The organism is Asticcacaulis benevestitus DSM 16100 = ATCC BAA-896 (assembly GCF_000376105.1).
In the GTDB taxonomy this organism is placed as follows: domain Bacteria; phylum Pseudomonadota; class Alphaproteobacteria; order Caulobacterales; family Caulobacteraceae; genus Asticcacaulis; species Asticcacaulis benevestitus.
The window spans coordinates 99435-120978 of sequence record NZ_AQWM01000006.1; the positions used below are offsets into that span (position 1 = coordinate 99435).

Genomic DNA, 21544 nt, shown 5'->3' on the forward strand with positions numbered 1-21544 from the left:
CATTGATGCCCGCCTCGACCGACTGCGTACCGCCGATCAGATCAAGTCAGCGCGGGTGCTTAACGCCGCAGATCGCTGGTGGCCTGGTAAAGTTCGGTATCGAAGCCGCACATATGGCGCAGATGGTTCGAGGTCTCCATCTTGCGGCGGAAGGTCGCTTCGCTCACCTGTGTACGAGCGGCTTTGACAGAGGCCGGGGGCGGATGAAGTTGAAATCAAAGCGGAACATAAGCGACTCCTCGTCACAAGCTGAAACATAGCGTAACAATGCGGCGATAGCGCGGCGATATTCGTCTTTGGCCTTCACAGCAAAAAGACGATAAAAAGCCCTGTGATGTTATCGCTTGAGGCCGATGTGCGGGCCGCGATCACCAAACCACCAGGCCAGGGCGCTCGAAGCCGCGAACGTGACCGCATTGACGAAGGTCAGGATCACCGCCTCCGAGGTCGACGCCGGCAGTTTGGACGCCATGGCGCTGAAGAATAGTACGGTAAAGATCAGCCAGATCAGCACCGTCAGCACAGGACGCGCCAGACCGCGCACCGCCTCGACCCAGGGATAGCTGCTGCCGATACGAGCATCTGCGTCAATAGAGGCGCGTAAACCCGTCCATGAACCCTCCAGAGCGCTTCTTTCCAGTCCCTGCGCACCAAGCTTCAGTTCGTTTTCGGTTTCCTCGGCACGGCCTTTGATCTGCAGGGCCTGCAAATCGGCCTCATGCGCCCACAGGTCTTTTTCGTGCGCCATTTCCAGCGTGCGGTCCTGGCGTTTCTCGCGCATCTCGAAAATACCGACCAGACGGCCAGCGCCTGAGCCGAGGGCGCCGAACAGCCCCCAAGGGCACCGCTGCCGGTCAAGGATAGGATATCCATCGTGTCATGCCTCCATTGCTGTAATCCCATTGCGCCGGACGGGTGCGCGGCGGGGTCAGCCGCCGACGATCCAGGTGCAGAAAATTCGTGCCGTAACCGAAACCGGTAAATCCCGCCGCCAGAGCTTCTTTGCGCAAGGCGCCGCGGCCCGGTCACCCCATCCCGCCACGTCGATATCGACCGCGAGAGCAACGCGATGCTGCGACAAGGGCGCCCCGCCGACCACTGCGTTATGCAAGGCGCAGCGTCGTGCTGAATTGATGCGTAAAGGGAAGCCGATCCTGACACGTACCGCTTCCAGCGCATCGAGAAAATCCGGATCGTGATAATATTCACCGCCGCAGAATTTACCGCAACGGCAGGCCAGTTCGAGCGGCGTGAAATGTGGCCACACCCAGCGATCAGGCTTGAAGGCCGAGGCTTTCGGATAAAGTCCCCGCTCCATGTCAGCCCACCAGAAGCGCCGGCGCCGTGCCGGAAAGGGCGGTGTAGACCTGCGCGCTTTCATCGGCCGGCAAGGCGGCATAGGTGAAGGCGCGATAATAGCCGGTCCCGGTCGCGGACGTCGCGGACGCCGAATCGTGCCCCATGGCAGCGCTCACGGCCATATTGACCGCGGGCGCTGCATTGAAAGCCGCCGCCAGCCAATAGATGCCGGCGCTCAAGGGCTGCGAAATGGCCAGCGCCAACGCGCCTGCCGTCGTGGTGGTCAGTGTGCCGGCATCGACGACCAAGCCCCCCGGAGGCCCCTGATTATCGGCATAGATACCCAGGCGAACATTCCCGCTCGGCCCCGTCGTCACCCGCACATTCAGCGCCACGGCTGTCAGATCATAGGGAACAGCCACCGGCACGACATAGAGCCGGTTGGCGGTCACCGCGGCATTGCTGGTGGTCGTCATGCCGATAGGCCCGACGCGTTTGCCGCCCGCGCCGAGCGTGCTTTTCATCGGCCAGGCCGGCGGCTGAATGCCCCAGCGCGCTGAAATCTTGCCATTGTCGGCGGCGGTCAGGGCGGTCGTACACGCCGCACCATCGGGCGATACCTTGAGGCGAAGCGTGTTATCCCCGAGCAGGCCCAGAATGGCGCGCGAGCTATAGCCCTTCTGGAGGAGGATTTGCGCCGTATCGCCATCGTTTTCCTTGTTAAGGCCCAGGCTGATATCGCCGCTGCCGCCCTCAGACGCCGGTTTGGCGCTTAGCAGGGCCACCGCCCCTTTGACGGCCAGCACATTGTAAGCGATGGGGTGGACGCCCCCACTCGACGGCATCAAAGTGCCAGAATGGTCATTGTGGACCAAGCAAGAGAGGAAGCGTCCGTGGAAAAGTTTAACATCGTTGGTCTCGATTTGGCAAAGAATACGATCCAGGTTCATGTGGCGGATTTCAAGGGCGCCGTTCTGCTTCGTCGTAAGATTTCCCGTAGCCAGTTGCTTCCCTATCTTGCGGGCTTGGAGCGATGCATTGTCGCTATGGAGGCCTGCGCCGGCGCCCACTGTTGGGGACGGGAGATCGCGAAGCTGGGACATGAAGTCCGCCTGCTTCCAGCCGTTTACGTCAAACCATTCGTAAAGCGACAGAAGAACGACGCGGCCGATGCCGAAGCCATTTGCGAGGCAGCGATGAGGCCGACCATGAGGTTCGTTGCAGTCAAGAGTGACATCAAGCAAGCGGCGTCTATGATTTTCAAGGTCCGGGATTTGTTTGTCCGCCAGAAAACTCAGTTGATAAATGCTCTTCGAGGGCACATGGCTGAATTCGGGATTTACATTCCTGCTGGTCCGGCCCACGTCGGCAGCTTGATCGCCAGGCTCGATGATCCGGCGTGCGACCTGCCAGAGCTGGCAAGGGCGACCTGCGCGCCTCTAGTTGAGATGTTGGGGCAGTTAAAAACCAAAATTAAACAGCTGGATGCGGAGATCGCACACCGTGCCAAAGAAGATGATATCGCGAAGCGCCTGATGACCATTCCCGGGATAGGACCAGTCATCGCTACGGCCCTTGAGGCGTTGGCTCCGCCTTCAGCGAGTTTTACAAAGGGCCGCGATTTTTCGGCATGGTTGGGACTGACGCCCAGGCAGAATTCTACGGGTGGCAAGACGAAACTCGGCAAAACATCCAAGATGGGCCAACGAGATTTGCGCCGATTATTGATCATCGGCGCGGCATCCGTTGTCCGATGGGCTGCCCGCCATGGCGCTCCCGAGGGATCTTGGCTAAGCCGTATGTTGGGCAAAAAGCATCCCATGCTTATTACGGTTGCACTTGCCAATCGAACGGCTCGTATAGCCTGGGCGTTGATGACGAACGGTGGGATATACAGTGCCAATGGTCCATTGGGCGTCAGTGCGAAATGAAATTTAGTCGGTGACATGGGCACATGATCAACGACTAAATAATGTGGGCAGGGTCAAAGGAGATTAAGGACAAGCGGTCGACTAGACAGGTCAGGAGACTCAGACGCCGGAGGTGCACATCGAGTGCGGGTAAACGTATTGGACCAGATCTGCGAACTTCCATAAGGGCCCGCGACGTATGAAGGTCGCATCTTGAGGCCGGACACACGTCAGCACCCGACCATATTGTTCATGATCAACAGAGATTTTGCTTGCATTTTAGGGGGCGTCCACACACGTCCGGCGCGGTGCCGACGCCAAGACCCGTCAGGTTCGACAACTGTCGCAGCACGTCCTCAAACGGCGCCCAGCCTGTGGCGGTACGGATCAGGAAGATGTGCTCGTCGCGGATATGGACGATGGCGCCCTCCGGAAAGATCACCACCTCCCAGGTGCCGCCCTCCGCGCGCAGAAAACTGCCGGCCGTGAAAAGGCTCCAGAAGGCGCCCGTCGGGCTGGCCGGGAGGATATAGCTGTCGCCATCAAGCGGACTGGCGGGTTGAGCGGCTGTGGTGCGGCTCATCACCTGCGCCTGCACCAGCGCTTCCAGTTTCATCAGCCCGGCGTTCATGACGATGCGCTTCTGGCGGTGGTCGCCGATCAGCGGCAAGAATAGTCTCGGGGTCGTTTCGCTCACGGCTCACCTTCGCTTTCAGGGTTAGGCCCGAAAGCATGAAGGCTTGGAAGACAGTGGGGATTATTTAACCCAGATAAACGATGCGCTTCTTGCCCTTGGTGGCGCGCATATCGGCAACATGGCCCTGATGGCTGCCGTCGCGCATGGCATCCGCCGCCGTGCCTTCAACATAGGTCGTCAGCTTGATGTCCTTCTGGATCAGGTGCGCGGCGTAAAGATGCCCCTGAAAGATGGCGTCAATACCGCCGGGTATAAGGCCAAGCAAGGCGCCGGCGCCGGGTATCATTTTCACCACATCCTCGACCGTTGTCAGGCCGCTGTCGATCAGCAGAATAACCAGCGAGGTGGCCAGCGTGCCAGCGGTGACCCGTGCGCGCAGACCTTGCGTGAGGAGGATAAGCCCTGCCCCCACCGAATAGACCGTCGACAAACCAGGGATAGGCAGCAGCGCCAGTATACCGTCGAGGCCAATGATATTGATGGGGCCAATGCCGATAATTCGGTCTGACAGGCGCTTGACCGTCTCGACCGTGTCATAGATACGATTGATATCGTCGTGTGTTTTTGCCAACATGCCCCTTGCCCCCCGAAACGAGACTATTTACCCTGTTTTTAAGGTGCGGTGCGAACACCGTTCTTGTCAATACGGATTAGAAAACACCGCCCGATGCGCCTGTTCAAGCAGCTTTGTTCGTTCCTATGTATCTGTATCAGCCTGGCAGCCGTGGTGGCGGCCAGCCTCTGTGTAACCAACTCTCATCATGCCTATTTCTATCTGCTCGATATCTTCACCCTGCCCGTGCTGTCCGCCACTTTGGTCGTCACCTTGGCCTTTTACTGGGCAAGGCAAACGTGGGCCGGGCATATTGGCGTACTGGCTGTGCTGATGGGCTTGTGGGCGCTGGCGCCGCAGGCCTTCATCACGCAAAAACCCGCCGATAAAAGCGTGCCGCCCGTCAGGCTGATGTTCGCCAACCTCTACATCATGAACAAGACGCCGGAGCATTTGAAAATCTGGATCGATAAGGAGAAGCCGGACATTATTGCCAATGTCGAAAACTTCCGCATCACCGCCGAAAACCTGACGCCGCTGTTGAAAAGCCAATACCCTTATCAATACAGAGACTGCGATGCGGTCGTGTATTCGCGTTATCCCATTGCAGGTGATCGTCATGGAAAGACGCGCTACAGTTTCGATCAGGTCGATATCCAAACGCCGCAAGGCCTGCTGCATGTCGCCATAGTTCACCTGTGCCAGCCCACGCCCCTGGATCATACCTGCCAGGTGTCACAAACGACGCGGCTGCGCACGGACTTAAGGCCGGAACAAAACGCCAGGACCGTGATCGTCGGCGATTTTAACAGCGATCTCAGCGCCTATCTGCTGCAGGACTTCGCCCGCGAGCACAACTTCCGCCCGCTGGCAGCACCAACCGGCACCTGGCCAGCCCTACTGCCCGGTGTTTTCCGCATCGCCATTGATAACGCGTTCGCCGGCTCAGGTTTAAGCCTGCAAAGACGCAAGGTCGGTCCGGACAATGGCTCGGATCACCGGCCGATCGTCATCGATATCTACCCGGCGAAACTCACCCCTTCTTCACAGGCTTCCTGACCGCCGAAACCGCCTTGGCGATCGGCTTGGGCTCAACCTTCAGCGTTTCTTTTACAGCGCTCTCACTGGCCTTCACGGCGTCTTCAGCCGCCACCTTCAAAGTGCCCGCTTCCACCACGACTGCATCGGCGATAGCCACCGGCGCCTCAATCACCCGGTCCAGCACGACCTCGGGCTCCGGCATGGCCTGAACCGCTTCGGCAACCGCTTCTTTGGCGGCTTCGACCACGGGCTCTGTGACGGCTTCAGCGGTCTTGACCGCCTCGTCCTGAAGGTTAGCAGCCGCCCCCCACACGCCATTAAAACCAGGCCACCTACCGGCCAGCGGCATATCCTTAAGCAGGCCTTCGCTCTTGGCGAGGTTTTGCGTCATCGCCCAGGCGCTTAAGCCAAAGCTCGATGCTGCCCAGAACGGCACCCACATCGGCGACAGCGCGCCCACCCAGAAGTTCATCACCTTCTCCGATGCCGCCTTCATCTCTTCGGGCGTGGCGACGGGCGGGAATTTCGGCGTTTGAAAATCGGTCATGCTCAACATCTCAGCCTCTGTATGGTGCGGGTTAATATTGCGGCGCAACATAACACATCGCACCGGACTCGCCAATCAGGCGTATGATCACAATATCCTGACAACCGCCTTGCCGTCAGCCTCACCAAAAGTCCTAACCACGTCCTCGGAAATGGTTTTGAACAGGGGCAGGAAACCCGCCGGCGGATTGATCGCCACCAGAGCGCAGCCGTTCATCTTCATCGGGTTCCACAGCAAGCGCAGACGCAATTCCGACACCAGAATTTCAGGCGCGCCCTCCAGATCGCCTTCGCTGACCTCGCGCTCCATATGGCGCAGCCACGAATCGAAAGTCTCCAGATCTTTGAGCGGCAGCCAGATCAGAAAGCGCGCCTCTGGCCGCAGGGTCAGGACGGCGTGGACCGTTTTGGTGATGCGATCATAGTCGTCCGCCTTCTCAAACGGCGGATCGATCAGGTAAAACAATTCCTTGTCGTCCTGCGACGCCTCGACGGCGATAAAATAGCCATCCGCCTTGACCGCCTGACCGCGCGGCTCGATGCGCTCCTGTAACAGCTCAAAATCATCGGGCCGCAGTTCGCAGCCGACATACTCATCCCCCGTGCGCTGGTGATCGAGCACAAGCGTCGGCGATCCCGGATAGATACCGACGCGGTCCTTGAACCCCGCCTTCAGGTTCTTGGCCCTGACATAATCAGCCAATGGCTTGAGGCTTTCCGGTACATCGCGGCTCATCAGGTACTTGATGCCAGCCTCGGCTTCTTTAGAGCGCGAAAAGTCCGGATTGGAAAGATCATAGTAGCCAGCGCCGGCATGGGTATCGACCACCATCAGCGGCTTGTCGTCCTTGCGCATCAGGCGCAGCAGGGTCAGGACCGCGGCGTGCTTGGCGAGATCGGCGAAATTTCCGGCGTGAAAACCGTGTCTGTAATTCATACGCCAGCCTTAGAGCGGCGCGCGCTTCTGTGCAAGAACAAGAAGACTGTGACCGAACAGCCCCGAACGTTCGACGATCAGGTTCGGAAGCGGATATACAACATAACGCTTGATCTGCGCCAGTGCACCGCTCAGGGCGCGTGTCACTACATTCCGCCCGAAAATTTTCACCATAGTACGGCGTATGCCCAGACTGATAGCCACCCCGTAAGGCGGCGGAGATCCTATATAGCGAACGTCGAAGCCCGCCATTTCCATCAACCGTGTCAGGCTCGACTTGGTAAAATGGTTGACGTGCTCCGGGAAAACCATGACCTGCGAATTCACGCCACGCACCTGCCGATCGAGCGAATTAAAATTCGGAACGCCAATCATGACCAATCCGCCCGGCTGGATCTTGCCGTGCAACTGCTTGGCAAAAGCGAGTGGTTCCAGCAAATGCTCCATCACGTCGAACATAGTCAACAAGGCAATGCTATCATCGGCAAACTGAGCCAGGTCGCCATCGCGGACATCGATACCAAAGAGCGCCGTCGCCGTTGCGCGCGACTTGGCGCTGATTTCGACGCCCACGGCGTCAAAACCGAGATTTGACAAGGCCTTCACGGTCGAACCGGCTCCCGCGCCATAGTCGACTGCCAGACCGGACTGCGGGGCGTCGCTCACCGAGGCGACGAACTTTCCCACCATTCCCATCTTGTCGGCAATGACCGCTTCATAGTCGGCCGGATTGTCGGAGCCATAGGCGTAGACTATAGCCGAGCCATAATATTCGTTTAGATAATCATTGGTCAGGCGCGGCGCCATATAAACGAACCCACAGCCGTCACACCGACAAGCAGCGCGCTCAAGGCCCTCAGCCTTTCCCAATGGCAGCACGCTATGATTTTGGCTTCCGCCACACAAGGGGCAGGCGGTCACGGTGCTGTCCGGATGATCATAGCGCATAGCACTTCGTATTGTGATTCTTGCTTTTGTCGAACAGTTTGCCTGCTGCGCTTTACGCCTCAAGTCCCAATTCTTTTCGTGTCTTCCTGGGCAAGGCACTGGCGATGATGTCGTAGGACGCCCGCACATGGTCCATAAGATCCGCATACGCGATATGAGTGGCCTGAATCCACGTCATGCCACGCGAAGCCAGATAGGGCGCAGGCCGGCATCCCTCGGCATCGCTCAAAATTTCGAACCCGATCGGGGTCACCTTGAAACTGACCGAAAGCCCTGCGCTGTCACTCCAGCCGGCGATAGCAAACACCTTACCACCTACCTTCCAGACATCCGCCTCGCCCCACTGCACCACATGGGTCGAGTGCGGCAAGGTCGCGCAGAAGGCGTTGAAGGCGGCGGTGTCCATTTTATGTCATGTCGCTATTTCAGGGGCATCTCGCGGGCGATTTGCAGCGTATCGGCCAGCAGCGATTCCGAGGTTGGCCAGGCGCCGGCGCCCTTGCCCGTCACATACCACGTCTCATCATTATCCAACTCGATGATGGCGCGGTTCTGTTCACCACGGGCACCGACGAGATAATGATCGGCATCGAGCACTTCCAGCTTCATCGAGCCTTGCAGGCCTTCCGGCGTCGGGTAGGCGCGCGCCACATAGCGCAGGCCCTTGCCCGCAGGAATAATCAGCGAGTCCTCGGTGATCTGGCCCACTTCAATATGCTTGGGCGACTGGCCGGGGAAGGCGATGTCGCGCAGAAGTTTCAGCTTGGCGCCGACATCGGTGCCGTCGAGATCGGCGGTGGAATCCGGCTCGGCGAAGCCCAGACGGCGCGCTTCATCCATGGCGGCGTCGAAGGTCTTGCCGGCTTCGACCTGATCGATGACAAAGTTCGACGTGCCGTTGAGCACCCCGGCCAGCGACTTGACCTTATGGCCGGCGGCGACGGCGCGTTTGAGCGCCTCGATGATCGGTGCCCCCCCGCCGACCGAGGCCGAATAGGTCAGCATGGCTCCGGAAGCCTTGGCCGCCGCGCGCAGCTTGTCCGCCGAAGCTGCCACCGCCTGCTTGTTGGCGCTGGTGACCGACACGCCGGCTTTCAGGAAGCCTTCGAGCAGTGCGGCCGAGGGCGATACGCCGGTGCCGATATCGACAAACACATCGACATCGTTGCGCACGAACGAACGCGCATCAGAGGTGAACTTGGCGGCCAGCGGATGATCGCGGCGCTTCGAGGCATCGCGCACCAGAATGCGGTCGACCTCGATCAGTTCCGGCCATTCCAGGCAGCGCTCGAGGAATTTCGAGCCAACCCCGCCGGCGCCCATGACCGCGATGCGGATCGGGCGCTTGAGGACAGGCGCCTTGCGATAGGCGGTCGTGGTGCCGAGGGTGGTTTCGTACCCCTTGGCAAGGCCCGCGACCTGTACCGTCAGGCCGTTATCGGCGGCGAAGCGCATGGCCTTGCCCTGCACCACAGGGAAGGCGATCTTGAGGGCTTCGTCCCAGCTTAAGGATTCGTAGGGGCGGACGGAATCGCCGACCGTGGCCGGATCGCCGTCATAAACCGCGTCCACATCCTTGATCAGGCGGGCATCGACGCCGAGCGCCTGGGCGATATAGACCGCCGTCAGGTCGGAACCGCCGCGGCCAAGCAGCACCGGCTCGCCGGCAGCATTTTCAGCCACATAGCCCGGCACCACGACCAGATCGACCTTTTCCAGATCGTTTGTCAGAACTTCAGCCCTGATCGACACAGGTGTGGCGTTGAGGTGCTCCCCCTCGGCGATCAGTCCGATCTCGTTGGCCGAGCGGAACTGCGTCACGATGCCCGAACGCTCAGCAGCCATGGCCAGCAGGGTGGCGGCGCGCATTTCGCCGGTCTCCACCAGATGCGGTGTGGCCGAAGACACCGAGGCCTGCGTGTAGCTGCCAGCCAGGCGCAAAAGCTGATCGGTCTGGCCCTTGAAGGCCGAGACCACGGCGATCACCTTGTGGGCGTCACGGACATAGCGATAGATTTCCGCCACGGCGCGTTGCAGAGCGCTTTCGCTCGTGAGAACCGAACCACCGAATTTAACGACGAGGACAGACATAATTCACCCGTTTCAGACCAATTTGCACGGTCGCTATAAGACTTTGACGCCGGAGCCAAGAAAAAACGTCTTTAGCGTTGAGATTCTTAAGCCCGGTTTCAGCCGCAACCTCTTTGTCAACTTGACAAAATGCAGCACCGGGTATGTCCTGCCCGTATGCCGGAATACGCTAGGATCATTCATGATATAGATTTGGACGATGATTTCATCGACGTTATTATAACGCTCGAAAAATCCCTCGGCGTTAAATTTCATGATGAAGCTTTTGCGCGCATTCGCACCTTGGGTGAGTTGCATGATCTGGTTTGTCAGGAAGCCGAGAAGCTTAACAGAGGCGGCAACAAATGCGCGACCAGCATGAGCTTTTATCGCCTTAAAGCCGCCATTCAACGCACCGGATTGCCACGCAGACTTTCACCATCAACACCGTTGCGAGCTTTGACCGACCTTGATTATAAAGCCGTCACCCGCCGGCTCGCAGGATGGTCAGTCGCGCATCTATCTATAAGTGCCTTCGGATGCCTGATAGCTGTAGTGCTTGTTTTAGCGATAAATATCCCTGTGTTTTTGGCATTCGGTGGTTGGGCGTTTTTAACAGGCTTATTGAGTGCCATCTTTCTGCTTGCTATCGCCGCGCGCTTTTTCCCGGCCCGCTTGCCTGAGCAAAAGACGGTCGGCGAACTGGCTTCCAGTCTGGCCGCCAAAAATCTGAAACGACTTGCCGAAGAGGGCGCGGCCCTTGCACCGCAAGCTGTATGGAAGGCGCTTACTCAAATCGTGGCCGATCAAATGGGTGTTGAACCCAAACGCCTGTCCCGCGAATCCCGCTTTATCTGACAAGCACTTACCGTTATGAGCGGTTTATGAATAACCGTCCCGCCCTTCTGCAAGCCTATGGCCTTCTGATCCTCACCAGCCTGATCTGGGCCGGTAACAGCGTGGCGGGCAAGATCGCCGCCGGTCACATAGATCCCATACTGCTGACGGCTTTACGCTGGTCGATCGCGGCGCTGATCATCACCGCGCTGTCGGTCAAACACCTGAAAGCCGACTGGCCGGTTATCGTCAAACACTGGCCGCTCCTGATGGCCTATGGTGTCAGCGGTTTCTCCCTGTTCAACATCTTCCTGTATTCGGCCCTGACGCAAACCAACGTCATCAATGTGATGATCGAACAGGCCGGCATCCCCTTCATCATCTTCTTAGGCAACTACCTGCTGTTCCGCACCCGCGCGACGGTGGCGCAACTGATCGGCTTTGCCCTCACGCTGTTCGGCGTTATCCTGACTGCCACCCATGGCGACATCGCCCAGTTGCTGCGCCTCCAGTTCAATATTGGCGATATCATGATGCTGCTGGCCGTGCTGATCTATGGCGGCTATTCTGTCAGCCTGAAATGGAAGCCCGTCATGCACTGGCAGAGCCTGCTGGCTATTCCCTGCATCGGCGCGGCCATCACGTGTGTGCCGGTCCTGATCTGGCGCTACCTGACGCACCCCTTCCCCGCCCCCGATGCCACCGGCTGGGGCGTGGTCGTCTACGCCTCCGTCTTCGTGGCCCTGATCGCCTCGGCCACCTATATCGCCGGAATCGAGCGGATCGGCGCCAACCGCGCCGGCCTGTTCATCAACCTGCTGCCGATCTTCGGTGTCTTCCTGGCGGTCATTATCCTGCGCGAACCCCTGCACACCTATCATCTGATCGCGCTTGGCCTGGTCAGCGCCGGCATCTTCCTGTCGGAGTGGAGCCGGCTTAAAGGCGCTTCGAAGCCTACCTAGAGAGCTCCGTCGGGCGGATAAGAGTCGGGTTGATAACAGTCGGACGAATACGCGTCGGACGAATATGCGTCGAACGGACAGGGTATTCGAGGCGATCTGGACGCGTCTGATATCTGCGTACAGGCTTGCTATTCAGTTGGGTCAATATTTCACGGCGCATCTCGGCATATTCCGGGGTATCGGGTAACAGATCACGCAACGTGACTTGAACCTGCACCCTGTTCATCTGTCGGCCGCGCGTACGAATGGCATCGGCGCAACCGCTCACAATCCAGCTATACAAGTTCGACCGGCGGAGCAAAGCGCGCGTCCCGTCACTCTTAACAATCATATGACCGGTACCGTATCCGGACGATTCAGCGAAGCAGGCGACGTCCATATCGATGGGATCGTCACGATCCATGCGGCTGAGCGACACGACACGAGGCATGGACGCATAATTGATATAGCCCTCAACGCTTGGGCCATCGTCCATCGCCTGCCTGACCAGGGATGGATCAATATCAACGCCATCATGTTGCAAGCTGACGATCGTCATTTCAATGGCCTGAAGCTTTGCCGAACGTATGCGGGCGCCTATCGAAGGCGCGCCAGGCGTTACGGGGGGAAATTGCGAGTCGGTGGGCTTCACGACGGCCCCCATACCCTTTTCTCGCATCTTTTCCGATGAGGACGGAACCAGACCGACCGCAGCAATGGCGATACCAGCACCTGCGCCCAGCACGCCAAGCGCAATCCACGCATATTTAAACGGCATATCCCCTCCTGACACCTATAAGAAGATACCGTAAAAAGTTTAAGGCGAGCTTGATAATATCGGTTAACACAACCCAGAACTGTGCATTTTCTCGCGCATTCCGCGCCGAAAATCAGCTCTATGCCTCACGCGCCCTAAGCATACATCTTGACGGGACAGCACTTTTTCCGCATAAGCGAACCACTCATCGAGACCAGCCGAGGGAAAGGCCCGACGACGCTGGGGCAACCGCTGCACATGCAGTATGGTGCCAACTCCTACAGGGCTGCCCAAGCAGTTCGCATCTCTTCGATGCGAGTTGCGGAAAGCATAAAAGCCCTGACAGATGAGAGGATGACAATCCCCGTGCGAAAGTGCGGAGCGGTGTCTGCTCTCGACTGGTCCGGTGAGATTTTGTAGCGACCGGACACACCATGAACGTCATCAATTTCACCGCGCCCGACCTGATCGGCACCGATATCACTGCCCCCCTGCCCGCCGATTTCCGACTGCAAAGCGGCATGAAGCTCGAACAGACGGACGTGGTGGCGCGGCTCTATGGCCCGAAGGATGCGCCCGTGGTTGTGGCCGCCGGCGGCATCTCGGCCGGTCGTGTGCTGTTCGCCAAGGAAGACGCTACCGATACCGCGCCCGGCTGGTGGGAAGGCGTCGCTGGCCCCGGCGAAGCGCTCGATCTCAACCATTATCGCGTGCTCTCCATCGAGTTCGCCCCGCGCCTGCCGGCCTCGCACATCTACACCATCACCACCCATGATCAGGCCAGGCTGGTGAAGTTGCTGCTCGACCAGATCCATGTTGATAAGATCTATAGCTTCATCGGCGCTTCTTACGGCGCCATGATCGGTCTGGCTTTCGCAGAATTGTATCCCGATGCGGTCGAGCGCCTGTGCGTTATCTCGGCGGCGCACCGCGCGCACCCCATGGCCACCGCGTTCCGCGGGCTGCAACGCCGCCTGTTGAAATTCGGCGCCGAAAACGGCAAGCCGGCCGAAGGGATTTCGCTGGCCCGCCAACTGGCCATGACGACCTATCGCTCAGACGCCGAATTCTCCGAGCGATTCGATGGTCCGCCGCCCGCCATCGCCGGCGACTACTATGTCGTCTGCCAGTACCTGCGCGCCCGTGGTGACGCCTATTCCGCCACGGACGTCAACCGCTGGATCTCGATGTCAGACAGCCTCGACCGCCACCGCGTCGATCCGGCGAAGATCAAGGCCAAGGTCTTTCTCGCCGCCGTGCCGACCGACCGACTGGTGCCCTATGGCGACATGAAGCTGCTGGCCGAAGCTCTGCACGACAGCGTCTTCATCGACTTTCCCTCACTTTATGGTCACGATGCTTTCCTAAAGGAAATCAAACTTGTGTCCGATATCGTTCGCACCTCACTAGAAGCATAAAATGTCCAAAAACTATCTCAAAAACGCCAAGCTCGGCACCAAGGTCATCAATATCGGCATCGATTCCGATCCGGCGCATGGCGCGGTCATGCCGCCGATCTATCTGACGACCAACTACACCTTCGAGGGCTTCGGCAAGAAGCGTTCCTACGACTATGCCCGCTCCGGCAATCCGACGCGCGAAATCATCGCTGAGGTTATCGCCGAGCTGGAAGGCGGCGTTGGGGCGGTCATGGTGGCTTCAGGATTAGCGGCGCTCGATCTGCTGTGGCAGGATCTGCCCGGCAATAAGCGCGTTGTCGTGCCGCACGATTGCTACGGCGGCACCCAGCGCCTGCTCAATGCCCGCGCCAAACAAGGCCTGATCGATCTGGTCTATGTTGATCAGGGCGATGACGCCGCTATCGAAGCTGCCCTTTCCGAGCCGACCGCCCTGCTCCTGCTGGAAACGCCGTCCAACCCCCTGATGCGCCTGATCGATTTAGAGAAGCTGATCGCGCTGGGCCACAAGTGCGGGGCGAAGGTGGCGGTCGATAACACCTTCCTGTCGCCCGCCCTGCAAAACCCGATCAAGTTCGGTGCTGATTTCGTTGTCCATTCGACGACCAAATATATCAACGGCCATTCCGATGTCATCGGCGGCGCGCTCGTCTGCACTACCCCAGAAGACGTCACCACCTATCGCTGGTGGGCCAACTGCGTCGGCGCCACGGCCGCGCCGTTCGACAGCTACATGACCCTGCGCGGCGTCCGCACCCTGTTCGTCCGCATCCGCCAGCAGCAACAATCGGCGCAGGCGATCGCCGAATATCTGGCCGGTCATGCCAAGGTCAAAGCCGTCCATTATCCCGGCCTGCCGTCGCATCCCCAACACGAACTGTCCAAAAAGCAACAGGCCGGCCCCGGCGCCATGATGAGCTTTGAACTGGCTGGCGGTGTCGAAGCCGTGAAACAGTTGTTCGATGTCATCGAGCTGTTCTCCTTGGCCGAATCGCTCGGCGGTATCGAAAGCCTGATCGTGCATCCGGCATCGATGACCCACGCCGCCATGTCGCCGGCCGCCCTGGCGACCGCCGGCATTACCGACGGTCTCCTGCGTCTCAGCATTGGTCTGGAAGATTCCGAAGACCTGATCGCTGCCCTCGATCGCGGGCTGGCGCAAATCGCCTGATTGTCATAGACTTCCCTCAAACAAGGGAAACGCACATGACCAAAATGACACGCAGAATGGCGCTGCTGGCGGCCGGTATCACCGCCGCCGCCAGTGTGGCGCCCGCCAGCGCGAAGACCGACATAAAGGCGGCGCTGCGCCCCTTCGCCTGCAATCTCGACACCTGGTATAATGACGTGCCGTTCAACGAACGCTTTGCGCGTGCGGCGGCGGATGGATTTATCAATGTTGAGTTCTGGCCGGTGCGGCGCGAAGGTCTGGACGCGCGCAAGGCCCGCGCCCTGCTCGATGCCAACGGTCTGACGCTGACGCAATACGCACCGACCGCCCCCAATTTTTCGGACCCGGGGCAGCACGACGCCCTGCTGGACATGATCCGCCAGGCCATCAGCGATTCCGCCATCATGGGCAATAAGCAGATCACACTCGTCGGGCACCACATCGTGGACGGTATGCCCCGCGAGGCCATGCTGGCTGGCTATACCGCAGGCCTGATGCGCATTGCGCCCCTGCTGGAACAGGCCGGCCTGATGGCGCTGGTCGAGCCGTTCAATACGGTCAATCATCTGGGGCATCTGCTCAACGGTTCGCGCCCGGCCACCGCCATGCTGCGCGCCGTCCATTCGCCGATGATCAAGCTGCAATGGGATTTTTATCATATGCAGCTCGAAGACGGCGACCTGATCGAAAAGTTCACCGCCGGCATCGATCAGGTTGGCTATGTTCAGTTGGGCGATGTGCCTGGCCGCCATCAACCCGGCACCGGCGAGGTCAACCATGTCAACCTGCTGAAAGCCATCCGTGCGGCGGGCTACAAAGACCCGATGGGGCTGGAATATTATCCGCTCGACAATGACCACGGCCGCGCCGTCCGCGATGCCGTGGCCCTGTCGTTAGCGGCTAATCTTTAGATACGCGACAGCTTGACGTCAATATTGCCGCGCGTCGCGTTCGAGTATGGGCAGACCATGTGGGCGTCGGCAATCAGCTTGTCGGCGACGTCAGGCGCCAGGCCCGGCAGCGACACCTTCAGTTCCACCGCGATGCTGAAGCCGTGTAAAATCTTACCGATCGAAACGCTCGATTCGATGCTGGTATCGGCCGGCACAGCGATCTTCTGACCGGCGCCCACCGCCTTGAGCGCGCCAATGAAACAGGCGGCATAGCCCATAGCGAACAGTTCTTCCGGATTGGTGCCCTCGCCGCCGGCGCCGCCCAGTTCCCGCGGTGTCGAAAGCTTCAGGTTCTGGTTGCCCGAAGTGGCGGTGCCTTCGCGGCCGCCGGTGGCCTTGCCGTGTGCGGTGTAGATCGGGGTGATAGTTTCGATGGTCATGATCAGTCTCCTTGATAAATTTCAATAACGCACAATTATATTGCACACAATTTGATGTCAAGAAGATTGTGCGCTATCTTTCTCAAAATTTTGCGAGTCACCCATGCCCGATACCTCCCCACCCGAACTCAAGCTCGAAACCCAGCTCTGCTTCTCCGTTTATTCGGCGGCGCACGCCTTTGCGCAGGCCTATAAACAGCACCTGGAGCCGATGGGCCTGACCTATCCGCAATATCTCGTCATGCTGCTGCTGTGGGATCAGGATGGTCGCTCGGTCAACGCCCTGGGGCAGCCCCTGCACCTCGATTCGGGCACATTAACCCCCCTGCTCAAGCGCATGGAAAAGGCCGGCTTCGTGACGCGCCAGCGCGACGCCCATGATGAGCGCATCACCCGCATCTACCTGACACCACACGGAAAATCCTTACAAGACAAGGCCCGCGCCATTCCCGAAGCGCTGCTGTGCGCCTCAGGCCTAAACCTCGACAGCCTGTTCGACCTGCGCGACCAGTTAACCGAGGTCGGTCGAAGCCTACGAGAAAAATAGCCGTACCTTCGCGCCTCAAAAATAAGTCGGGTCCGTAGAAAGCGGCCACTTGTCAGCCACATTCAATTGTCCTACAAAACCTCCAAACCCAAAAATGGGCCTTAGGGAGATCCACTATGCACCACCGCGCCATGTCACGGACCAAATCCGTGGTCATTTCCTTGTCAGCCATGAGTTTACTGGCTTTTGGCTGGGCCCATGCCGCCACGCCGACCTCAAAGCTGACCGTGGACACCACCAAATCCGGCGCTGTGATTGATCGCAATATCTTCGGACAATTCGCTGAACACCTCGGCACCGGTATCTATGGCGGCATATGGGTCGGCACGGATTCCAAGATCCCCAATACCAACGGCATCCGCAACGACGTCGTGACCGCGCTCAAGGCCATCAAGGTGCCGAACGTGCGCTGGCCCGGCGGTTGCTTCGCCGACGAATATCACTGGGAAAAAGGCATCGGCAAGGGCAAGCGCCCGGTCACGCTCAATTCCAACTGGGGCGGCGTGATCGAGCCCAACACCTTCGGCACCGATGAATTCATGGAATTCACCCGCCAGGTCGGCACCGAAGCCTATGTCTCGGCCAATGTCGGCTCGTCCACCCCGCAGGAAACCGCCGAATGGCTGGAATACATGACCTCGGAAAAGGAAACGAGCCTGGCCATGGCGCGCCGCGAAAATGGCCATCCTGCCCCCTATTCGGTCGCCTTCCTTGGCATCGGCAATGAAAGCTGGGGCTGCGGCGGCAATATGACGCCCGAGCACTACACCGACGAGTACCGCCAGTTCTCAACCTACGCCAAGAACTACAATCCGGCCCAGACCGGCGACAAGCGCATGAAGAAGGTCGCTTCCGGCGCCAATGTCGACGACTACAACTGGACCGAAGTGTTCATGAAGAACAAGTCCGGCGATGTCGATGCCCTGTCGCTGCACTACTATTCCGGCTTTGAAGCCTGGCCTCCGTACCAGCCGGCCTCGGGTTTCGATGAGACCGAATACGCCAAGGTGATCAAGACCGCGCTGCGCATGGAAGACCTGGTCAGCAAGCATTCGGCCATCATGGACAAGTACGATCCGCAGAAGAAGATCGCGCTGGCGGTCGATGAATGGGGCGCCTGGTACAAGGGCGAACCCGGCACCAATCCGGGCTTCCTCTATCAGCAAAACTCGCAACGTGACGCCATCCTGGCGGCGGTCTCGATCAACATCTTCACGCGCCATGCCGATCGCGTGCGCATGGCCAATATCGCCCAGATGATCAACGTCCTGCAGGCCATGATCCTGACCGATGGCGACAAGATGATCCTGACCCCGACCTATCATGTCTTCAAGCTGTACGTACCTTTCCAGGACGCAACGGTTATTCCCGTGACCTATGAGGCCGGCACCTATACCCGCGGCGGCATCACCCTGCCACGCGCCGACATCATCGCCGCCCGCGGCAAGGATGGTAAGGTCTACCTGTCGATCACCAATATCGACCCGACCCAGCCGCTTGAAATCGACGCTTCCGTGCTCGGCCTCAAGGCGAAAAGCGCGACCGGCGAAACCCTGACCGCGCCGAAGATCGACAGCATCAACACCTTCGATAATCCGAATGTGGTGACCACGAAGGCCTTCTCGGCCACGGCCAGGAACGGCTCGCTTATCCTGAAGGTTGCGCCGGAATCGGTGACCGTGGTGTCGCTCGATTAAGCCGTAAGCCTTGCAGACAACAGAGCCCCGTCAGTTAGGCTGGCGGGGCTTTTTCTATGGTCAGCGCCAAAGTTCGGAGTCATAGTCCGCACAACACATCCGGGGACTAAAATGAAAAAACTATCCGTCGTTATATGGGCCGCAACTGCGCTTATGATTTTAAGCGGTTGTTCCAAACAGACGGCGACAGAAGAAAGCTATGCCGACGAAAAAATGAATGTGAATATTCAGGCCGTAGATGCCGCAGCATCGGCCCCAGTTCACTCCACTGTAACCTCTGCCCCCCCCCAATTGGCCTACGATTATGACTACGGCTTTTCCTCCGGCACCAAAGGCGTAGATGCCCTGATCAATGCCGATCAGAGCGCTTGCGCAAAAGCAGGTCAGGCGGCCTGCCAGATGATCTCAATGCGCGCCGATAATAATCCGGGCAGCGGTTTTGTGCGCAAAACCCTGGAACTGCGTGTTACGCCGGAATGGATGAAAATCTGGCAAGGCCAACTCAGTGCCAATCTGAAAAATTCAAATGCTCATATCTTTTCCCAGAATGTAACGAGCGAAGATCTCAGCCTGCAGATCGTCGATACTGACGCCCATTTGAAAAACAAGCTTGCTCTGCGTGATCGTCTACTCAACATCATCAAGAACAATCCGGGCAAGATCGGCGATCTGGTTGAGGCCGAAACCCAGTTATCGCAGGTTCAGAGCGATATTGATTCGGCGCAATCAACACTGGCTGTGCTTCAAAAGCGCGTCGCCACCACGCACCTGACCCTCACCTACCAGAGCGAGGCCGCTGCGGCGTCACACAATACCTTCTCACCGGTTACAGACGCTTTCCGCAACATCCTCAACAACATGATGATCATGCTTGGCATCATCATCAGTGCAGCGGCCTTCCTGATACCGCTGTTGATCGTGATTGTCCCATTGATCTGGCTGTTCGTAAAATGGTTCAGGAAGCGTAAAGCCAGCAAGATCGGAAAGGCTTAACCCTACTTCACCACCTCAATCGCCGGCAGGCTGTTGATCGGCTCCAGCGTGATATTGCGGAAGAAGGTCTCGGCCCCTTCCGACTGCAACTGGATGGCGCCGTGGATCAGCGGTTCGCATGGCGCGGTGTCATTGGCCTTGTCGCACAGGCCCCAGACCTCCATCACCGGTACGCCATTGACCACATGCACCGCATGGTTGGCGAAGACGTAGAGGTCGAGCGTATTCCATTCGCCGACCGGCTTATCCGCATTGCTGTTGTTTTCGATGTTCCACAGCGCGGTGTTGCCGACCGCGCTGCCCAGCGGCGCCCCCGGCATAAAGCGCTGCTTCGGATCGATGATCGAGGGATCAATCGCCACGCTGGAGTCGACTTCCAGACCGTTACCGACCGGCACCACCATACCGACGCTTCCGGTCATGATCTCGAACTCGACCGACCGCGACCAGGTGCCCCACACAGCGCCGGGCTTGCCGTGGGTATGATACAGGAGGCCGTTGTTCTCCGGTTCATTGAGGCGCGGCGCATGGCGTTTGCCGCTCCACTTGTATTCCAGGCGCAGGTGATAGTTCTTGAAATCGCCCTTATGGACAAGGCTACCCCAGGTTTCACCGCTCACCCGCAAGGCAGGCGCGCCGTCTTCGTTCACCACCGTGAAGATCGACCCTACGCCACCCGGCCCGATCGGTTTGTCGTCACCGGCATTATAAGTGCGCGACGGATCGGGATAGCCCAGCCAGCCGGTCCAGTCGTTGAGATCCTTGCCATTGAATATCGACACCGCCGGCCCTGTAGCCTTTGGAATGTTCTTCAAAACAAGCGTTTGCGGCTTGAAGACGGGCGCTTCCGCATGGGCGGCGGAGACGGCGAACACCGCGCAGGCGGCGGCGATAAGGCTGGCTTTGAACATGGATCTTCCCGAATATATTCTTATAGTTTGAGGTCCGACATCATCACAGTGACGGCCTGACCGCGCAGCTTGACACGGTCCCCCACCACTTCGCATTGCAGGTGCGCGCCGCGTCTCGGATAGGCTTGATAGTAATCGATTACAGGCTTTCCGGTCAAGGCGGCATAGAGCGGCGCCAGCATACAGTGCATCGAGCCGGTGGCCGGATCTTCATTAATGCCCATGTCCGGCGCGAACAGACGGCTGACCACGCCGTAAGGCTTATCCGCATCGGCAAAGGCCGTGACGATCAGGTGGCGATCGGTATAGGCCGTGCCCTGATAGGCGGTCAGCTTGCTGAGGTCCGGCACGATGTCACGCACCGTCTGCTCGCTGTCCATGAAGGCGATCAGCGCCGGCCCGCCATAACAGCGCAGCGGCGCCACGCCCAGCACGGCCTCGACCGCTGGCTCAACCGCAATCTCATGCGGCGGATAGGACGGGAAATCCATTTCCAGCCGATCCTCAAAGCGGCGCACGGTCAATGCGCCCGACAAAGTGTCGAAACGCAGCACGTCGGCCGCCACACCGAACTCATGGAAAAGCGCATGGGCCGAGGCCAGGGTGGCGTGCCCGCACAGCGGCACCTCCATGGCCGGCGTGAACCAGCGCAGACCAAAGCGCGAGGGATCACCGGTGCGCAGCAGATAGGCGGTTTCCGCCTGATTGTTCTCCATGGCCAGCGCCTGCATGAAGTCCGCGTCCGGCCACACGGTAAAGGGTTCGACCACACAGGCGGGATTCCCCTTGAACGGTGCTTCCGCAAAGGCGTCGATCAGATATTGTCGCATGGGCTTCCCTGACGTAGGTGCGATGTGAAGACGAACGCCCATTTCCGGGCGCCTTACAGGAAGCTTAGTAGCATCGGATCGTCCGGTGTCGCCAGTTATGAGACCACT

Annotated in this window: 24 protein-coding genes and 1 riboswitch; of the genes, 10 read left to right on the forward strand and 14 right to left on the reverse strand. The window is 59.0% G+C overall.

Going from position 1 to position 21544, the window contains the following annotated elements; all coding sequences use genetic code 11:
• Positions 1-337: 337 nt before the first annotated feature.
• From B060_RS0109860 to B060_RS0109870, 3 genes are all read right to left on the reverse strand, one after another.
• A complete protein-coding gene (locus B060_RS0109860) occupies positions 338-781 on the reverse strand; it encodes a hypothetical protein (RefSeq protein ID WP_018081615.1) in 444 nt (147 codons plus the stop codon).
• Between the two features lie 147 nt (positions 782-928).
• A complete protein-coding gene (locus tag B060_RS24195; RefSeq protein ID WP_023447352.1) occupies positions 929-1318 on the reverse strand; it encodes a D-Ala-D-Ala carboxypeptidase family metallohydrolase in 390 nt (129 codons plus the stop codon).
• A 1-nt stretch (position 1319) separates the two neighbouring features.
• Positions 1320-2144, reverse strand: a complete 825-nt coding sequence (locus tag B060_RS0109870; protein ID WP_018081616.1) for a hypothetical protein — start codon at positions 2142-2144, stop codon at positions 1320-1322.
• A 48-nt stretch (positions 2145-2192) separates the two neighbouring features.
• On the opposite strand from B060_RS0109870, the gene B060_RS0109875 reads away from it, so the two are divergent.
• Positions 2193-3230, forward strand: coding sequence for an IS110 family RNA-guided transposase (locus B060_RS0109875; protein WP_035423395.1), 1038 nt, complete (start codon positions 2193-2195; stop codon positions 3228-3230).
• A 235-nt stretch (positions 3231-3465) separates the two neighbouring features.
• Here B060_RS0109875 and B060_RS24200 read toward each other — a convergent pair whose 3' ends face one another.
• Together B060_RS24200 and B060_RS0109885 are read right to left on the reverse strand one after the other, a co-directional pair.
• Entirely contained in the window at positions 3466-3906 is a 441-nt protein-coding gene (locus tag B060_RS24200) for a DUF2793 domain-containing protein (RefSeq protein WP_155847776.1), read from the reverse strand.
• 64 nt (positions 3907-3970) lie between these two features.
• On the reverse strand, positions 3971-4480 hold the full coding sequence (locus tag B060_RS0109885; protein ID WP_018081619.1) for a DUF4112 domain-containing protein: 510 nt from the start codon (positions 4478-4480) through the stop codon (positions 3971-3973).
• 93 nt (positions 4481-4573) lie between these two features.
• Between B060_RS0109885 and B060_RS0109890 the strand changes: the two genes are divergently transcribed.
• Positions 4574-5518: an endonuclease/exonuclease/phosphatase family protein gene (locus tag B060_RS0109890; RefSeq protein ID WP_018081620.1), complete on the forward strand. Its 945-nt coding sequence runs from the start codon at positions 4574-4576 to the stop codon at positions 5516-5518.
• On the opposite strand, the gene B060_RS0109895 is transcribed toward B060_RS0109890, so the two are convergent.
• The 5 genes from B060_RS0109895 to B060_RS0109915 form a co-directional block, all read right to left on the reverse strand.
• A complete protein-coding gene (locus B060_RS0109895) occupies positions 5493-6047 on the reverse strand; it encodes a hypothetical protein (RefSeq protein WP_155847775.1) in 555 nt (184 codons plus the stop codon). The two genes, B060_RS0109890 and B060_RS0109895, sit on opposite strands and share 26 nt — an antisense overlap.
• 87 nt (positions 6048-6134) lie before the next feature.
• Positions 6135-6983, reverse strand: coding sequence for a 23S rRNA (adenine(2030)-N(6))-methyltransferase RlmJ (rlmJ, locus tag B060_RS0109900; RefSeq protein WP_018081622.1), 849 nt, complete (start codon positions 6981-6983; stop codon positions 6135-6137).
• A 9-nt stretch (positions 6984-6992) separates the two neighbouring features.
• Entirely contained in the window at positions 6993-7790 is a 798-nt protein-coding gene (locus B060_RS0109905) for a class I SAM-dependent methyltransferase (RefSeq protein ID WP_018081623.1), read from the reverse strand.
• Positions 7791-7983: 193 nt separating this feature from the next.
• Positions 7984-8337 (reverse strand): MmcQ/YjbR family DNA-binding protein, encoded by a 354-nt coding sequence (locus tag B060_RS0109910; protein WP_018081624.1) that lies wholly within the window; start codon positions 8335-8337, stop codon positions 7984-7986.
• A 14-nt stretch (positions 8338-8351) separates the two neighbouring features.
• On the reverse strand, positions 8352-10022 hold the full coding sequence (locus B060_RS0109915; RefSeq protein WP_018081625.1) for an amino acid kinase family protein: 1671 nt from the start codon (positions 10020-10022) through the stop codon (positions 8352-8354).
• 192 nt (positions 10023-10214) lie between these two features.
• Here B060_RS0109915 and B060_RS27160 point away from each other — a divergent pair, with 192 nt between their 5' ends.
• Both B060_RS27160 and B060_RS0109930 read left to right on the forward strand, forming a co-directional pair.
• Complete coding sequence (locus B060_RS27160; protein ID WP_155847774.1) at positions 10215-10859, forward strand: acyl carrier protein; 645 nt, start codon at positions 10215-10217, stop codon at positions 10857-10859.
• A gap of 26 nt (positions 10860-10885) precedes the next feature.
• On the forward strand, positions 10886-11800 hold the full coding sequence (locus B060_RS0109930) for a DMT family transporter (protein WP_018081628.1): 915 nt from the start codon (positions 10886-10888) through the stop codon (positions 11798-11800).
• Here B060_RS0109930 and B060_RS0109935 read toward each other — a convergent pair.
• Complete coding sequence (locus tag B060_RS0109935) at positions 11793-12557, reverse strand: hypothetical protein (RefSeq protein WP_018081629.1); 765 nt, start codon at positions 12555-12557, stop codon at positions 11793-11795. The two genes, B060_RS0109930 and B060_RS0109935, sit on opposite strands and share 8 nt — an antisense overlap.
• A 181-nt stretch (positions 12558-12738) precedes the next feature.
• Positions 12739-12889: riboswitch (SAM riboswitch) on the forward strand.
• A gap of 81 nt (positions 12890-12970) precedes the next feature.
• On the opposite strand from B060_RS0109935, the gene metX reads away from it, so the two are divergent.
• From metX to B060_RS0109955, 3 genes are read left to right on the forward strand one after another with little or no spacing between them, the layout of a single operon-like run.
• A complete protein-coding gene (metX, locus tag B060_RS0109945; RefSeq protein ID WP_018081631.1) occupies positions 12971-13954 on the forward strand; it encodes a homoserine O-succinyltransferase MetX in 984 nt (327 codons plus the stop codon).
• A 1-nt stretch (position 13955) separates the two neighbouring features.
• Positions 13956-15125 carry a cystathionine gamma-synthase gene (gene metB, locus B060_RS0109950; protein WP_018081632.1) on the forward strand — a complete coding sequence of 390 codons (1170 nt, stop codon included), beginning with the start codon at positions 13956-13958 and terminating at the stop codon, positions 15123-15125.
• A 35-nt stretch (positions 15126-15160) separates the two neighbouring features.
• Positions 15161-16036, forward strand: a complete 876-nt coding sequence (locus tag B060_RS0109955) for a TIM barrel protein (RefSeq protein WP_018081633.1) — start codon at positions 15161-15163, stop codon at positions 16034-16036.
• On the opposite strand, the gene B060_RS0109960 is transcribed toward B060_RS0109955, so the two are convergent.
• A complete protein-coding gene (locus B060_RS0109960) occupies positions 16033-16458 on the reverse strand; it encodes an organic hydroperoxide resistance protein (protein WP_018081634.1) in 426 nt (141 codons plus the stop codon). The two genes, B060_RS0109955 and B060_RS0109960, sit on opposite strands and share 4 nt — an antisense overlap.
• Before the next feature lie 103 nt (positions 16459-16561).
• On the opposite strand from B060_RS0109960, the gene B060_RS0109965 reads away from it, so the two are divergent.
• From B060_RS0109965 to B060_RS0109975, 3 genes are all read left to right on the forward strand, one after another.
• Positions 16562-17005, forward strand: a complete 444-nt coding sequence (locus B060_RS0109965; protein ID WP_018081635.1) for a MarR family winged helix-turn-helix transcriptional regulator — start codon at positions 16562-16564, stop codon at positions 17003-17005.
• Between the two features lie 116 nt (positions 17006-17121).
• Positions 17122-18702, forward strand: coding sequence for an alpha-N-arabinofuranosidase (locus tag B060_RS0109970; protein WP_018081636.1), 1581 nt, complete (start codon positions 17122-17124; stop codon positions 18700-18702).
• Positions 18703-18813: 111 nt separating this feature from the next.
• Positions 18814-19695: a DUF4349 domain-containing protein gene (locus B060_RS0109975; protein WP_081606829.1), complete on the forward strand. Its 882-nt coding sequence runs from the start codon at positions 18814-18816 to the stop codon at positions 19693-19695.
• A 2-nt stretch (positions 19696-19697) separates the two neighbouring features.
• On the opposite strand, the gene B060_RS0109980 is transcribed toward B060_RS0109975, so the two are convergent.
• Positions 19698-20606, reverse strand: coding sequence for a 3-keto-disaccharide hydrolase (locus tag B060_RS0109980; RefSeq protein WP_018081638.1), 909 nt, complete (start codon positions 20604-20606; stop codon positions 19698-19700).
• 20 nt (positions 20607-20626) lie between these two features.
• A complete protein-coding gene (locus tag B060_RS0109985) occupies positions 20627-21436 on the reverse strand; it encodes a PhzF family phenazine biosynthesis protein (RefSeq protein WP_018081639.1) in 810 nt (269 codons plus the stop codon).
• Positions 21437-21544 lie beyond the last annotated feature (108 nt).